This is a genomic window from Aerococcus urinaeequi (assembly GCF_001543205.1).
Lineage (GTDB): Bacteria > Bacillota > Bacilli > Lactobacillales > Aerococcaceae > Aerococcus > Aerococcus urinaeequi.
In genome coordinates, this window is the sequence record NZ_CP014162.1 from 1,218,525 (window position 1) to 1,233,804 (window position 15,280).

The window sequence follows — 15,280 nt, forward strand, 5'->3', positions numbered from 1 at the left end:
GGGGGATCTATTTATGCCATTAGAAAACATGGTCGACATGCTGACAAAAGCGAAAGACGGTCAATATGCAGTAGCACAATTAAACATTAACAACTTGGAATGGACTCAAGCTGTTTTAGAAGCAGCCCAAGCAGAAAATTCACCAGTAATTTTAGGTGTTTCTGAGGGTGCTGGTAAATACATGGGTGGCCCAGAAGTTGTTGCCGCTATGGTTAAAGCTTTAATTGAAACAATGGAAATCACTGTTCCTGTTGCATTACATTTAGACCACGGTTCATCTTTTGAAACTGCTAAACGTGCAATCGACGCTGGATACTCTTCAGTAATGATCGATGGTTCTCATCACCCAATTGATGACAACATCGCTATGACTAAACAAGTTGTAGAATACGCACACGAACGTGGCGCTTCTGTTGAAGGTGAAATCGGTACTGTTGGTGGTACTGAAGACGGCGTTACTGCTGGTATCAACTACGCGGATAAAGAAGAATGTAAACGTATCGTTGACGAAGCTGGTATCGACGCATTAGCTGCAGCTTTAGGTTCAGTTCATGGTCCATACTCAGGCGAACCTGTTTTAGGTTTCGATGAAATGAAAGAAATTTCTGAATACACAAACACACCATTAGTATTACACGGTGGTTCAGGTATTCCAGAAGAGCAAGTTAAAAAAGCAATCGAACGCGGTCATGCGAAAATCAACGTAAATACTGAATTACAAATCGTATTTACTGCTGCAGTTCGCGAAAACTTAAACAACGATGACAAAGTATACGACCCACGTAAAGTTTTAGCACCAGGTAAAGCTGCGATCGTTAAAACAGCACGTGAAACATTACGTATGTTTGGTTCATCAAACAAAGCATAATTCATTTTAGCCAGTGAATTTCCGCTTTATATATCCTTTTTCGAGCAATGACCTTTTGGTTGTTGCTCTTTTTTTGTACTTGAAATCCTCAGATTTACATGAAATTGCCCTTTTTGCAAGATGTTTAAACCTTTCGAATGAATAAGGGTTGATTCATGGGTTATAATAAATTAAATGGCTCCCACAACTGATTGTATATATGTCAAATTTTACATAGAAGTTAAAAAAACCATTAAAATTGGTGGGGATGGTAGTTATATCATAGAGAATTAGGTATAATCAATCGTGCATTATCTATCATAAAATCGGAAAAGTATGCAAAAATAGCATGTGTGACGAATATAGGTAATTAATGAACAAACAAGAGCTAAACTATGAAATTAACAGAATGAAAAAATAGCGTAAATAAAACGAAAATGAAAACGATGAGTGAGGGGTTTTATAATGGAAAAATTTATCATCAAGGGTGGTAATCCGTTAAAGGGTGAGATTACAGTTTCTGGAGCGAAGAATAGTGCAGTAGCGCTAATTCCTGCAGCGATTATGGCGGATTCACCGGTGGTAATTGAGGGCGTACCGGAAATTGACGACGTGTTTGCTTTAATTGAAATTTTGAAAGACTTTAATGTAGACGTTGATTTCAATGAGCACGTGTTGCGTATTGACCCAACGAACATGGAAAATATCCCAATGCCTGATGGTAAGATCCAAAGCTTGCGCGCATCTTACTACTTCATGGGTGCCTTATTAGGTAAATACGGTGAGGGTGTTGTTGGTTTACCAGGTGGTTGTAACTTGGGTCCTCGTCCAATGGATTTACACTTAAAAGGTTTTGAAGCTTTAGGTGCTGAAGTAAGCAATGAATTAGGTGCTATGCATTTAACAACTAACGGTAACGGCCTAACAGGTACTGAAATTTACCTAGATGTTGTCAGCGTTGGTGCAACAATCAACATTATGTTGGCAGCTTCTCGCGCTAAAGGGACAACTGTCATTGAAAATGCAGCCCGCGAACCTGAAATCATTGATATTGCAATGCTTTTAAACAAAATGGGTGCTAAGATTAAAGGTGTGGGTACTTCTACTATCCGTATCGAAGGTGTGGACGAGATGCACGGTGCTTCTCACCAACAAATTCCTGACCGTATCGAAGCCGGTACTTATATTGCAGCTGCTGCGGCAGTTGGCCAAGGGGTTACTGTCAACAATGTAATTGCTGAACATATTGAAAGCTTCCTAGCGAAATTACGTGAGATGGGAGTCAAAATGGACATCAGCGATGATGCTATCTACATTCATCCAAATGACGGTCAATTAAAAGCTGTAGATATTAAAACAGCGCCATACCCAGGTTTTGCAACTGACTTACAACAACCTATTACGCCATTATTATTAACAGCGAATGGTAACGGTAAATTAGTGGATACTATTTATCCAAAACGTGTGAAACATGTACCTGAGTTAGTGCGTATGGGTGCAAATATTGAAGAACACAATGACCAGATTACTTACAATGGCCCTAACCGATTAACAGGTGCAACTGTGACGGCTTCAGACTTACGTGCTGGTGCTGGTCTAGTGATTGCTGCGTTAATGGCTGAAGGTGAAACTGAATTATATGGTGCCGGTAATATTTTACGTGGTTATGACCATATCGATGAAAAATTGTCAGCTTTAGGTGCTGATATTCAATTGGTACAATACGATTATTCTACAGTAAACTAATGTTGTCGCTGTAGTGATACATGTTAGGGCTGTGGCAAGGGTGTCGCAGTCCTTTGCATTTTTACCCAAACAACAACCAAGTCCTCTCTTAACACTTCTTAGACCCAAAGAGTTCCTGGCTTCATAATAGCTAACGACATCTTTTTGCACTCAGCTTCTAGGCGGTCGTCCTTTTCCAGAAAGTAACTAAGTATTGATAGAAATGAAGGTTTTTTTATGTCAGATAATGAGCAAGAACACGTGAAGTTGCATAGTTTGCAAGCTATGACTTTGAAGGAGATTTACCAATATGCGAAGGCGTATAAGGTCCCTTATTATAGTCAAATGAATAAGAAAGAGCTGATTATGGCTGTCTTGCGGGCGCAAGAGGTGAGTCAGGGCTTTATGAATGTCGAGGGTGTGCTTGATATTACAGGGTCTGATTTTGGTTTCTTGCGGTCGATTAATTATTCGCCTAGTCAGGAGGATATTTATATTTCGAATTCTCAGATTCGCCGGTTTGGTTTGCGGAATGGGGATTTAGTGTCGGGTACAGCTCGTCCGCCTAAGGCTTCTGAGCGGTATTTGGGTTTGATGCATGTGTATGCGGTGAATGGTAAGGACCCGGATGAGGCGAAGGAACGGGCGCATTTCCCAGCCTTGACACCTGTTTATCCGGATGAGCAATTACGGTTGGAGTCGACACCTGGACGTTTGTCTGCGCGGATGATTGATTTGATTTCGCCTGTTGGTTACGGTCAACGTGGTTTGATTGTGGCACCTCCTAAGGCTGGTAAGACGGTCTTGATGAAGGAAATCGCCAACGGGATTACAGCTAATAATCCGGAGGTTGAGTTGATTATGCTGTTAATTGATGAGCGTCCTGAAGAGGTGACGGATTTAGAGCGGTCGATTGATGGGGAAGTGGTTTCTTCTACTTTCGATCAACGACCTGAAAACCACGTCCGGATTGCGGAATTGGTTTTAGAACGCGCTCGCCGTTTGGTGGAAGATAAACGTGATGTCGTTATCTTGATGGATTCGATTACGCGTTTAGCCCGTGCTTACAACTTGGTTGAGAAGCCGAGTGGCCGGACGCTATCTGGTGGTATCGATCCAGCTGCATTCTATAAGCCAAAGAAATTCTTTGGATCAGCCCGTAATATAGAAGATGGGGGCTCCTTGACTATTTTAGCGACTGCTTTAGTAGATACGGGTTCTCGTATGGATGATATGATTTACGAGGAGTTCAAAGGGACTGGTAACGCTGAGATTCACTTATCTCGTGACTTGGCAGAGTCTCGTGTATTCCCAGCGATTGATATTCGTCGTTCGTCTACACGTAAGGAAGAGTTGTTGCATGATGAAGCAACCTTGAAAGTTTTATGGAAATTGCGCCAGACGATGAAGGGTGATATGTTGGTTTATACCAATGAAATGCTGAAGGAAATGAAGAAAACTGAAACTAATGACCAGTTCATTGACCGACTTGGTACCTTTTTAGATAAGGGGAAAAAAGGTAAATAGGCTGATTTCTAATAATCCTTAGAACTTAAATTCCAAGAAAAAGATATTAGAACTTCAGTCCTTAGACATAAGGCCTTCGGACTTCACTATTCCTATCGTTTCCTAAGAAATAGGATGCGAGACAAGGCGTTCAGGCAGGTAAAGCTATTGTGAAGCAGGACCTGTCTGCCTTGCAGAGCTCAACTTGCGATGGGACCGGTTAAGGTTGGTTATGATATCTGGCTCCAAAAGTCAGAAGTGACTGCGTTTCACAAAATGCTCCAATATTTGATAGATATTGGAGCATTTTGTTTCAACGTTCACCTCTGAACGACTTTTGCCGCACCTCAATAATGACCTTATCACTAGCTGGAATTTTAAGGGAAGTGATAAAATTCTACTTGAAAGTGATAGTGCATTATGATAGACTACTCGTGTTATGTTAAAAATAATCTCTGGGCTGCAGAAGTTCAGGGCGAAAAGGAGAGTATGTACAAATGAAACAAGAAATTCATCCAGATTACCATCCAGTAGTATTTATGGATACAAGTACAGGATACAAATTCTTATCTGGTTCAACAGTTAATTCTGCTGAAACAGTTGAGTGGGAAGATGGCAACACTTACCCATTAATCCGTGTTGAGACTTCATCAGACTCACATCCATTCTACACTGGACGTCAAAAATTCACACAAGCCGATGGACGTGTGGACCGTTTCAACAAAAAATACGGTCTCAAAGACGAAAACGCTGCAGAATAATAAAAAGACTGAATTTATCAGTTTTCAAGGGTATCCATGTTGGATATCCTTTTTTTTTATGTATTTAAATCTAGGGCTTCATATATCTAATGTTTATAATGATGATAACCCTAAAAGGTGGATAGGGAATGCTTTATGTTAATTTAACCATCGACAATTCCCCTAATTTAGTAAATAATAGATATAGAATATTAAAAAACAATTAGAGGAGATGTTATATATGACAAAAAAAGCGATTGCAACTGAAAAGGCACCAGCAGCTCTAGGGCCATATTCTCAAGCCATTAGTGTGAATGGTACTGTTTATGTGTCTGGACAATTACCAATTGATCCAGCAACGGGTGAATTTGCGACTACTGATATTCAAGGCCAAACCCGTCAATCATTAACCAATATTCAAGCTATTTTAGCGGAAGCGGGATTGGATATGTCTAATGTAGTAAAGACAACCGTTTTATTGGATAATATTGATGATTTTGCGGCTATGAATGAAGTCTATGCTGAATTCTTTACAGGTGTAACGCCTGCTCGTGCAGCTTTTGAAGTTGCGGCAGTTCCTAAAGGGGCACTAGTAGAAATTGAAGCAGTTGCTGTAGAAGGTTAATGACTGAAAAATAAAATATAAGATTTGAAAAGAGTAGCTTTCCAAGCGGAAGTATAAAAAAAGAAAATATTGAATAGCTTTTATGCGTGTTGGTGAACGATCTCATCAACGCGTTTTTTTTATTTTGTTAGTATTCTAATAGAAAACGACCTGCCTTTTTGAATAGACGGGTCGTGAATCTTGTTTATAAAATATCTTCGAGTGTTGTTTTAAAGGTTTGCATACCCATTTTTTCATAGAAGGATTTGGCTGACTCGTTGAAGGCCCAAACGTTTAAGGTAATACGGCGGCATCCGGTGTCAGCAGCTAGTTCCTTTGTGGCTTGGTAAAGTTTTTGGCCGACGTGTTTACCTCGGGCATCTTGGTCAATACAGATATCATCGATGTATAAAGATTTTTCAGCCACTAAAATATTGTCTTCTTCTGTTTCTTGGAAAACTCCAAACATATAGCCAAGTACACGGTTGTCTTCTACAGCGACTAGAATTGGTCGTTGTGGGTTTTCAATGATTGTTGCAACTTCATCATAGGTATACTTAGTGCCTTCTTTTAGAATGTCCGGCCGAGCTTGGTGGTGGATTAAGTTGACTTGTTCTAGTAAGTTTAAAATGTCTGTAATATCTTGGTTTTGTGCGAATCGAATGTCCATATATACCTCCAATGTATTTTGTAATTTTATCATACACTTTTTTGAGTTGTATTCAAAAAGAATATGCGTATTTTTGATAGGTAAAAACAATCAAAACCCTTCAATTATTCATCATCAAAAATTGAGCAAAGCAATTGCTTATGTGCAATGAAAAGGGTACTATTCGAGTAGATAGTTGACTTGTCTTTCAGTTAGAAAACTCTTGAGAAATTCAGAAAAGTATAGCGTGAAAGCAAGTAGTCAAAAAATGATGATAGCTTATATATGGAGGGATTTTATGTTATTTGAAAATATTGTAGACGCGATTGGTTATACACCTTTGGTCAAAATTAATGGTTTAGATGCAGATTCTGCGGATATCTATGTCAAATTAGAGAAAAATAATCCATCAGGTTCGGTAAAAGACCGTCCAGTAAAATACATTGTCCAAGACTTGTTGGATTCAGGTAAAGTAGCCGTTGGCGGAACGATTGTTGAGTCGACTTCTGGTAATACGGGTGTTGGGTTAGCTATGGTTGGTGCTGCCTTAGGCATCAATGTCGTGATCGTGATGCCAGAATCAATGAGTATCGAGCGTCGTCAATTGATCCAAGCTTACGGTGCGGAACTGATTTTGACAGATAAATCAGGTGGTATGTCATTGGCTGGTGAAACGGCTGAAAAGATTGCGGCTGAACGTAATGGTGTGGTATTTGGTCAATTTACAAACGGGGCCAATGTGACTGCCCACGAGGAAACAACTGCCAAAGAAATCTTAGCTGACTTACCGAATGTTGACGGCTTTGTGGCTGGTATCGGTACTGGTGGTACGGTTTCAGGTGCTGGTCATGTCTTAAAAGAGAAAAATCCAGCTACTGTTATTTGGGGTGGTGAGCCAAGTGATTCACCGCTATTAACTGAAGGTAAAGCAGGTCCTCATAAGATTCAAGGGTTAGGTGCCAACTTTATTCCTAAAGTCTTAGACCAATCTGTTTTAGACAAAGTAGCGATTGTTTCAAATGAAGATGCGATTGCGGCAGCCAAAGAATTGGCGACTTCTCAAGGGATTTTCGCTGGTTTCTCTTCAGGTGCCAACTACGTAGCGGCTAAAGAACTCGCTAAAGAATTAGGTAAAGGCAAGGTTGTTGTGACCGTATTCCCAGATTCAGGTGAACGTTACCTATCAACCGGTCAATTCGGTGATGGGCATGCTGAGTGATGAATTAAATGAAGCGCACCGTGACTTCGCCCAATATATCTATGACCATGATCCAGCGCCCCATTCCTTAGAAGAAGTCTTTCTATATCCAGGTTTCCAAGCAGTGGTCCGCCATATCGCAGAGCGAGAACTCTATTTACAAGAAGACTATTATGGCGCCCGGAAAATGGCAGAAGCGACCCGCAAGGATACAGGCATTGAAATCCATCCTGGGGCCCAAATTGGGAAAAATGTCTTTATCGACCACGGCATGGGTGTTGTCATTGGGGAAACGGCTATTGTTGGCGACCGAGTCAAGTTGTATCACGGGGTCACTTTAGGCGGGACTGGTAATGACAAGGGAGCAAAACGTCATCCGACTATCCAACATGACGCTGAAGTAGGGGCTAACGCTACCGTTTTAGGTAATGTCACAGTTGGCCACCATGCCAAAGTTGGGGCCAATGCTGTTGTGATTCATGATGTGCCACCCTATGCGACGGCCGTTGGGGTGCCTGCCCGCATTATTTTACATGACAAGAATTGGAACCGAATAGGTGAATATAGTATATAAGATAGAGGTGTGACAAAAGTCACTAAGAATTGAAGTGCTAGACCAAAAGCCGAACAATTATTGCAAGTAATCGGAGTATTTTTGGAAGTGTCGGATAATTCTGACTTCTGACTTTTGGCATCCGATATTACAGGTATGCTTGAAATGGGGATAAGTTTCATCATTCAGTGGATATGTGTGGCTAAAACCGCCTTCATCCACAGTAAAATAGGGAAAAGGACACTTTTTAAGGCAAAAGTGTCCTTTTTTGTCTTCGTTTTGTGTATGAGTCTGTGGATTTGTGGATAAGTATGTGGGTAAATGGGGGTATTCTTGTGTAAAATCTGTATAAATATCCGGATGCTTATCAACAGGTTGTGGGAAACTTGTGTAAAAACGGTTGAAAACTTGATAAATAAGGCTGTTATTTTTCAAATGGTGTGAATAAGTTGGTGGAAAGTCAAAAACTTGTCTGTGGATTGAATTTGTTACAAAGGTCTAGATAGCGGATGGTTGGAAAATGTGTCATAATGAGCCTTGAAAATAATGCGAATTGGAAGTAGGTGTCTAGTGATGAGAAGAGTGGGCTTTCGTCGGGTTTTAGGACTGATATTATTGGTAATTGGGATAGTCATTATGATCAACCAGGCTTGGCCAGTGGTACAGGTGTATTTAAACCAGCAAGATGTGGCGGTAGCAAATTATACGGCTGAAGAGCTACAAGAAAATGCGTCGGACCAGTCAAATGGCCAGTTTGATTTCAATGAGGTTCGCAATGTGTCGGCAACAGAAGTCAACCAAGTGCGGACGGACATTGAATCGGGCGAAGCAGACTTGGATGTCCTGGGGGCAGTAGCTATTCCGGATGCCAATTTAAATACCGCGGTCATTAAAGGCATGTCTGATGTAGCCATGGTGTCGGGTGCAGGGACTATGTTCCCAGACCAAGTCATGGGCCAAGGGAATTATACTTTAGCTAGCCACCATATCGGCTACGGGACAGATATCTTACTGAATAACATTTCGGATTCAGTGACGGTTGGGGATAAAATTTACCTGACAGATTTGACCAACGTTTACGTATATGAAACTTTCTTCGTTGAAGCAGTGAATCCTGATCAAGTGCAGTATATTTCGCAAGAATTGACGGGTAATCCTATTATTACCTTGATGACGTGTACAGCTGATTTGACCCAACGGTGGATTGCGCAAGGGAATTTAACCGAAACAGTGGCTTTCGGTGAGGCGCCTGCTGAAGTGCAAGCATTATTTCAGTAGTGTATTAAAATAATAGAGACAAGAAACGGCTAGCCCATTTGAAAGGGTTAGCCGTTTTTGAATAACATCCTATAAGGATAAAATTGATTTGTGGCCTTGGCTGTAAGTGTTCAAGGCTGCTTGGAATTGGTCGAAGGGTTTTGTATCGAAATGAGCCAGCAAGTCTTGCCAGTCATTTTGCCATTTTTGCCCTAAAAGTGGGCCGTAGTCCGCAAGTAGGTCAGCGATTTCTTGGAAAGAATTGGCTTGTAAGATGGCCACATTCACCCGGTGATAGGAGACTAATGTTGGTGCTGGTAGTCCTAAAAATCGGTGTTCGAATAGGTCTAAAAAGCTAGCAAAGTCGGGCGCTAAAATGCTGACTTGGCCTAAGCCAACATCCATATAGGCTACGGCTGGTTCGCCTTTATCGCTTACTTGACTAAAGTCGAAATAGGCGACGCGGTCGTGGTCTTCGTAAAAGATAATCCCTGTATCTGGAATGTTAGGTCGGTGGACGAAGTTCTTTTGCCTAGTGATGGACGGGATGTGGTAATCGGCGCCTGGTTTTTGTTCGTACATGCCGGCGATATAAGGGATGTAGACGGCGGTAAGAGCGTCTCGACTTGGGCGTTTGCTCGCCACGTAACTGTGTGAGGTATAACCACCATTTTGTTGGTTGACCAGATTATGATAAGAAATTGGTAAATCTGCGACAGAATACCGTTTATATATTGGTGATTTAGGTAAATAAGTGTAAAATTGTTTTTGCAATGGAGATGCAATCAAGTGCATGTTGAAAAGCCTCCTTAAAGATTTGACTATCAATCATTGGTATTTTAAAGCTTTTATCTAACGAAAGATAGTGTTTTGAAACGTAATTTGATAAAATATTTACTGGAATAAGAGGTGCACAGCTGTGACAAATGACTATATATACATTTTTACAAACCCTATCTCGAATCAGGTACAATCATTAGGAGTGGGTTTGAAATATTTTACAAGTGCGGTAAATAAAGTACCAAATAACTTGTTACTAATCAAGAATCCAAACCATTTAGGCCGTTTTGATGAATTTACCCGTTTCCACATAGTGAGCGGACACGAGGCTGTGAGAGAATTTATTGATGGCCAAGCTAACGAAGTCCAATCCCAAACCAAATGGATTGATTTTAAATATGAATCCCTATTCCAGCAGCTATCTGACCAGGAAATTGCGGAGCTTTTATTTTTAGGCCATACGGATGCACCGTTGAACCAGCCAACTTTCTATAAGTTGGGTAACCGATTTACCTTTTTCGGTTCAACCTATCCCAATTCATACCCAACAACTAAAATGTACTACCGTGACATTCACGACTTCTTCAGACAACTAGGCTACGTCTTAGCTGAAAAAGTGACTGAAGACTTACAGGAGCGAAAGCCCATGTTTTTATTCCGCAAGAAGACGGTAGTAAAAACAGTCAAGCCAGTCCCTATACCGGCCAAGCCAATTTTGGGTCATCTAGCACGGTTAAGTCACGACGGTATCGTCATTACCTTTGAAAGTGCTGAGCATGTCGGCGCCAACAAACGTGAATTTCGCGTATATCTCGCTGAAGATAACCCACGCTTTGTTGAAACAGACAAGGCTTCGCATTTATTATTCGGCCGACTCACCTATGATTTAACAAGCGAAACTTGGGACTTCCAAGCTTAAAAACTGATAGATTTTAATACGACAGACAATCGACGGAGGAATTTTCATGGAAATTATCGTTTTATTCGGTGGAAAAAGTGCGGAGCATGATATTTCTATCTTAACCGCAACTGCCATCATGCAAAAAATTCAATACGATCGCCATAGCGTAACACCGGTATATATTGACCGCCAAGGCCACTGGTTTAAAGGTGCGAACATGACCGAAAAACCAGATGCGCAAGCAAACTTCCAGCTAGACCAAGTGGGCCAAGCGATAGTGCCTACTGACGTTTTGCGAGAAGGGACTGACCAAATCGTTTTCCCAGCACTACACGGACCAAACGGGGAAGACGGGACCATTCAAGGTTTATTCGAAAGTTTAAATGTGGCTTACGTTGGTGCAGGCGTCTTAGCGTCGTCGGCTGGTATGGATAAGATTGTCTCAAAACACTTGTTCAACCAAGCGGGCTTACCGCAAGTGCCATTTGTGGCGCTAACTTCATATGATTGGGAGAAGGACCAGGAAGTGGCCATTGAAAAAGTAACCAATGAACTGGCCTACCCAGTATTTGTGAAACCAGCCAATATGGGGTCAAGTGTTGGGGTATCTGAAGCAATTGATGATGCTTCATTATTAGCAGCCTTAACCTTAGCCTTCCGATACGACCGCCGTGTTTTAGTTGAAACCAGCGTGCAAAATCCGCGTGAAGTAGAACTAGCAGTCTTGGGGAACGACGAAGTTTTCGTTTCATTACCTGGTGAATTGGCAAAAGGGCAAGGTTTCTACAACTATGAAGAGAAATACTTGAACAATACCACTGAGATGATCATTCCTGCAGCGATTGACGAGCCAACAGTGGCGAAATTGCAAGACTATGCACGTAAGGCTTACTTAGCCCTAGACGGTTCGGGTTTATCGCGAGCGGACTTTTTCCTAACTGAATCTGGGGAAATTTATATTAACGAGGTCAACACCTTACCAGGATTCACCCAATTTTCTATGTACCCAGCTTTATGGGAAGCGAGCGGCAAGTCATATGCTGATTTATTAGAAGAATTGATTCAATTAGGGTTAAGTCGCTATAATAAGAAGCAAAGTATTCAGCAGTCACTCTAGTCACTGTAGCAAGTCTGATAGGATACCTTAAATAAGTAGTCTAAATAGTCACTAAATCACAGAAGCGATTACAGCTAAGGCGCTAGATGCAAGAATGAGCGACCTTTAGTAGTTAGAGAGGCAAGTATGAAACCCACACAAATTAAAGATATCGTAAAAGCCGTTGAGGCAATTGATTTCACATCAACAGCTCGGTTTACAGAAATCGATTCAGTCGAATTCGATTCACGATTAATTACCCCAGGTGCTTTGTTTGTACCATTGAAAGGTGCGACAGATGGCCATTCTTATATTGATAAAGCCATTGAAAACGGGGCTGTTGCGGCCCTATGGTCCAACGACCCCAATGAAGCGCCTGTTGGTTTTCCAATTATTCAAGTAGAAGATACCCTGGTTGCCATGCAGGCGCTTGCCAAGGCTTACCTAGGATGGATCAAGCCAAAAGTGGTTGGCATTACCGGTTCTTCTGGGAAAACAACCACCAAAGATATGACAGCAGCAGCCCTATCGACGGCTCTAAAAGTCCACAAGACAAACGGTAACTACAACAATGATATTGGTTTACCTAAAACCATCCTAGATATGCCAGAAGATACAGACGTCATTGTCCTAGAAATGGGAATGTCAGGTGCTGGTGAGATTTCCTTCTTGAGTAAATTGGCGGAGCCGGATGTTGTGGTCATTACCATGATTGGGGAAAACCACATCGAATTCCTAGGGTCACGGGAAAATATCGCCAAGGCTAAGTTGGAAATTTTAGATGGCTTGAAAGAAGAAGGGACCTTTATTTACCCGGGGGATGAGCCTTTAATTGTCGACCAAATGCCAACCGATTTACCGCAATCGACTTTAACAATTGGCTTAAATGATGATCAAGATATCTTCGCCTTTGACGTGATGATGGACCAATTCCAATCGACCTTCTATACCAATTTGTCACCTGAATTAAAAATGGAAATTCCTTTATCAGGTGGCTATAACGTACAGAACGCCTTATATGCCTTAGGGGTTGCCTACTCATTTGGTTTATCAATGGAGCAAGTCCGTCCTAATTTAGCTGAGTTTTCAATTACGGCTGATCGTGGTTCATGGGAACGTGGAATTTTAGATACGCAAATCTTGAATGATACGTACAATGCCAGCCCTTCAGCTATGAAAGCTGTCATCCGAAACTTCTCAGCCATTGCTTCAAAAGGTATGTCTCAAAAGATTTTAGTCTTAGGAGACATGTTAGAGTTGGGTGCTTTCTCTGATGAATTGCATAGAGAGATTGCTACTGTTATTGGTTTGAATACCTTCAAGCATGTCTTTTTATATGGACCGCGCATCCAACCACTAGTAGATGCTTTGGTTGAAAAGGGGATGCATCCAGATTTAATTACCTATATTGAGTCAGACAAAGAAGCCTTGATTGAAGAAGTTAAAGCCATTTTGCAACCAGAGGACAAGGTCTTAGTGAAGGCAAGTAATGGGATGGGCTTAATTGAGGTAGTGGAAGCGTTAAGAATCGCTTCACCGGAAGCATCCTAGGCCTTAAACCCCGTCACTACTAACATTAAACTCTAGTGAGATTTGTGCTTTTCATTTGTACCTCGCCTTTATATGTGCTATATTAACCTAGCTTGAGTATGTTTAGAGGAGTAGCGGAGATTCTGCTACCAAAGTAATCAATATCAGTTGGAAATAGTCGAGCCTGATGCATTTGGCATACTCGGCTATTTTTGTTACGTGGAAAAGCTTTTTCACAGAGATAAATAGTTCACTCAAGTAGAAAAAGGAGAGACTAGATGAAATTTAATGAAATGAATCTATCAAAGCCACTGCTTCGCGCAGTCGAAGAAATGGGTTTTGAGGAAGCAACACCTATCCAATCCCAAACGATTCCGATGGCACTTGGGGGACAAGACATCTTTGGACAAGCTCAAACAGGTACTGGTAAAACAGCTGCTTTTGGTTTGCCATTATTAGAAAAAGTTCATGAAACTGGTGGCGTACAAGCCCTAATTATTGAACCAACTCGTGAATTAGCTGTGCAAACAGGTGAAGAATTATACCGCCTAGGTAAATTTAAAGGAATCCACACAACAACTGTATACGGTGGTGCGTCAATCGGACACCAAATCAAATTATTGAAGAAAAATCCACCAGTTGTAATAGGTACACCGGGTCGTATCTTAGACCTTATCAAACGTGGTGTGTTGAAATTAAACAATGTGGAAACATTGGTATTAGATGAAGCAGACGAAATGTTGAAAATGGGCTTTGTTGAAGATATCGAATCAATTATTCGTGAGTTACCAACAGAACGCCAAACGCTACTTTTCTCTGCAACAGTACCGCAAGAAATCAAACGTATTGCGGATAACTTCATGAAAGACCCAGCAACTGTTCATGTCAAAACAAAACAAATGACTGCGGACTTAATTGATCAATATTATTCACGTTGTAAAGACTACGAAAAATTCGACTTATTAACACGTTTTATGGATGTACAAAATCCTGAATTGTCAATCGTTTTCGCCCGTACAAAACGTCGCGTTGACGAAGTGGCACGTGGGTTAATTGAACGTGGCTATTCAGCTGAAGGTATCCACGGTGATTTAAGTCAAGATAAACGTTTAGGGGTTTTACGTAACTTCAAAAACGGTAAATTAGATATCTTAGTAGCGACAGACGTTGCTGCACGTGGTTTGGATATTTCAGGTGTAACACACGTTTACAACTTCGATATTCCACAAGACCCAGAATCATACGTTCACCGTATTGGTCGTACAGGTCGTGCCGGTAAAGAAGGTATGTCAGTTACATTTGTTACTAGTAACGAAATGTCTTACTTACGTACGATTGAAGATTTAACCAAGAAACAAATGTCTGCCCTACGTCCACCTACGACACAAGAAGCATTAAGTGGTCAATTGTCTAACGTAGTTAAAGTCGTTAAAGAGTTAATTGAAGTAGAAGATACAGGTATGTATCAAGAGGCAATTACTTACTTATCAGAAAACTATACTGAAGACGAAATTGCCTTAGCATTAGTTCGTTCATTAGTGAAAGATCCTTCTTCTGTAAAAGTAGAAATCACACCGGAACGTCCATTGCCTAACCGAAACAAACGTAACTTCCACCGTAATTCATCAAATCGCAAAAACAATGGTGGTGGAAACCGTGACCGTAACGGCAAAGGTGGCGGCTACAAAGGCGACCGTAAAGGTGGTTACAAAGGTAATGCTAAAGACAAAAACCGTAACAACTACGACCGTAAAAAATCAAACGGTGGTAACAAACAATCTAATGGTAAATCAGCAGAATTTAAAATTACGTTAGTAAGGTGTGACAAAAGTCGTTTAGACTTGTATCGCGCTGGAACAAAAGCCGAATAAACACTCTAAGTGTTGAAAGTATT

Annotated in this window: 14 protein-coding genes; 12 read left to right on the top strand and 2 right to left on the bottom strand. The window is 41.1% G+C overall.

The genetic code is table 11. The features are described 5' to 3' along the window. The first annotated feature begins 13 nt into the window (after positions 1 to 13). From fba to AWM74_RS05495, 5 genes are all read left to right on the top strand, one after another. The gene (fba, locus tag AWM74_RS05475; protein WP_016897840.1) at positions 14 to 868 is read left to right on the top strand and encodes a class II fructose-1,6-bisphosphate aldolase; all 855 of its coding nucleotides are present in this window, start codon (positions 14 to 16) and stop codon (positions 866 to 868) included. A gap of 444 nt (positions 869 to 1,312) precedes the next feature. Beyond that, entirely contained in the window at positions 1,313 to 2,593 is a 1,281-nt protein-coding gene (locus AWM74_RS05480; protein WP_026465854.1) for a UDP-N-acetylglucosamine 1-carboxyvinyltransferase, read from the top strand. A 216-nt stretch (positions 2,594 to 2,809) separates the two neighbouring features. Next, on the top strand, positions 2,810 to 4,099 hold the full coding sequence (gene rho / locus AWM74_RS05485; protein ID WP_026465853.1) for a transcription termination factor Rho: 1,290 nt from the start codon (positions 2,810 to 2,812) through the stop codon (positions 4,097 to 4,099). A gap of 476 nt (positions 4,100 to 4,575) precedes the next feature. Beyond that, positions 4,576 to 4,839 (top strand): type B 50S ribosomal protein L31, encoded by a 264-nt coding sequence (locus tag AWM74_RS05490; protein ID WP_026465852.1) that lies wholly within the window; start codon positions 4,576 to 4,578, stop codon positions 4,837 to 4,839. 220 nt (positions 4,840 to 5,059) lie between these two features. Beyond that, positions 5,060 to 5,443, top strand: a complete 384-nt coding sequence (locus AWM74_RS05495) for a RidA family protein (protein WP_026465851.1) — start codon at positions 5,060 to 5,062, stop codon at positions 5,441 to 5,443. Between the two features lie 184 nt (positions 5,444 to 5,627). On the opposite strand, the gene AWM74_RS05500 is transcribed toward AWM74_RS05495, so the two are convergent. Further along, positions 5,628 to 6,092, bottom strand: a complete 465-nt coding sequence (locus tag AWM74_RS05500) for a GNAT family N-acetyltransferase (protein WP_026465850.1) — start codon at positions 6,090 to 6,092, stop codon at positions 5,628 to 5,630. Between the two features lie 277 nt (positions 6,093 to 6,369). Here AWM74_RS05500 and cysK point away from each other — a divergent pair, with 277 nt between their 5' ends. From cysK to AWM74_RS05515, 3 genes are all read left to right on the top strand, one after another. Next, positions 6,370 to 7,290, top strand: coding sequence for a cysteine synthase A (gene cysK, locus AWM74_RS05505; RefSeq protein ID WP_016897834.1), 921 nt, complete (start codon positions 6,370 to 6,372; stop codon positions 7,288 to 7,290). Beyond that, complete coding sequence (epsC, locus tag AWM74_RS05510) at positions 7,280 to 7,843, top strand: serine O-acetyltransferase EpsC (protein WP_034258123.1); 564 nt, start codon at positions 7,280 to 7,282, stop codon at positions 7,841 to 7,843. The genes cysK and epsC overlap by 11 nt, the downstream gene beginning before the upstream one ends. Positions 7,844 to 8,395: 552 nt before the next feature. Continuing rightward, positions 8,396 to 9,100 (top strand): class A sortase, encoded by a 705-nt coding sequence (locus AWM74_RS05515; protein WP_026465848.1) that lies wholly within the window; start codon positions 8,396 to 8,398, stop codon positions 9,098 to 9,100. 69 nt (positions 9,101 to 9,169) lie between these two features. Here the strand turns inward: AWM74_RS05515 and AWM74_RS05520 are convergent, their stop codons facing one another. Further along, positions 9,170 to 9,874: an SMI1/KNR4 family protein gene (locus AWM74_RS05520; RefSeq protein ID WP_026465847.1), complete on the bottom strand. Its 705-nt coding sequence runs from the start codon at positions 9,872 to 9,874 to the stop codon at positions 9,170 to 9,172. Positions 9,875 to 10,061: 187 nt separating this feature from the next. On the opposite strand from AWM74_RS05520, the gene AWM74_RS05525 reads away from it, so the two are divergent. From AWM74_RS05525 to cshA, 4 genes are all read left to right on the top strand, one after another. Then, complete coding sequence (locus AWM74_RS05525) at positions 10,062 to 10,778, top strand: hypothetical protein (protein ID WP_236702861.1); 717 nt, start codon at positions 10,062 to 10,064, stop codon at positions 10,776 to 10,778. Positions 10,779 to 10,824: 46 nt separating this feature from the next. Further along, a complete protein-coding gene (locus AWM74_RS05530) occupies positions 10,825 to 11,877 on the top strand; it encodes a D-alanine--D-alanine ligase (protein ID WP_026465845.1) in 1,053 nt (350 codons plus the stop codon). A gap of 126 nt (positions 11,878 to 12,003) precedes the next feature. Further along, entirely contained in the window at positions 12,004 to 13,407 is a 1,404-nt protein-coding gene (locus AWM74_RS05535) for a UDP-N-acetylmuramoyl-tripeptide--D-alanyl-D-alanine ligase (protein ID WP_026465844.1), read from the top strand. A 257-nt stretch (positions 13,408 to 13,664) separates the two neighbouring features. Then, on the top strand, positions 13,665 to 15,257 hold the full coding sequence (gene cshA / locus AWM74_RS05540; RefSeq protein ID WP_081665645.1) for a degradosome RNA helicase CshA: 1,593 nt from the start codon (positions 13,665 to 13,667) through the stop codon (positions 15,255 to 15,257). Positions 15,258 to 15,280 lie beyond the last annotated feature (23 nt).

Bases quoted from the DNA above. Each gene is read 5' to 3' on its own strand.
- AWM74_RS05530 (WP_026465845.1), top strand. From the start codon at position 10,825: ATGGAAATTATCGTTTTATTCGGTGGAAAAAGTGCGGAGCATGATATT.
- AWM74_RS05495 (WP_026465851.1), top strand. From the start codon at position 5,060: ATGACAAAAAAAGCGATTGCAACTGAAAAGGCACCAGCAGCTCTAGGG.
- AWM74_RS05535 (WP_026465844.1), top strand. From the start codon at position 12,004: ATGAAACCCACACAAATTAAAGATATCGTAAAAGCCGTTGAGGCAATT.
- AWM74_RS05480 (WP_026465854.1), top strand. From the start codon at position 1,313: ATGGAAAAATTTATCATCAAGGGTGGTAATCCGTTAAAGGGTGAGATT.
- cysK (WP_016897834.1), top strand. From the start codon at position 6,370: ATGTTATTTGAAAATATTGTAGACGCGATTGGTTATACACCTTTGGTC.
- AWM74_RS05500 (WP_026465850.1), bottom strand. From the start codon at position 6,092: ATGGACATTCGATTCGCACAAAACCAAGATATTACAGACATTTTAAAC.
- rho (WP_026465853.1), top strand. From the start codon at position 2,810: ATGTCAGATAATGAGCAAGAACACGTGAAGTTGCATAGTTTGCAAGCT.
- AWM74_RS05520 (WP_026465847.1), bottom strand. From the start codon at position 9,874: ATGCACTTGATTGCATCTCCATTGCAAAAACAATTTTACACTTATTTA.
- epsC (WP_034258123.1), top strand. From the start codon at position 7,280: ATGCTGAGTGATGAATTAAATGAAGCGCACCGTGACTTCGCCCAATAT.
- fba (WP_016897840.1), top strand. From the start codon at position 14: ATGCCATTAGAAAACATGGTCGACATGCTGACAAAAGCGAAAGACGGT.
- AWM74_RS05515 (WP_026465848.1), top strand. From the start codon at position 8,396: ATGAGAAGAGTGGGCTTTCGTCGGGTTTTAGGACTGATATTATTGGTA.
- AWM74_RS05490 (WP_026465852.1), top strand. From the start codon at position 4,576: ATGAAACAAGAAATTCATCCAGATTACCATCCAGTAGTATTTATGGAT.
- cshA (WP_081665645.1), top strand. From the start codon at position 13,665: ATGAAATTTAATGAAATGAATCTATCAAAGCCACTGCTTCGCGCAGTC.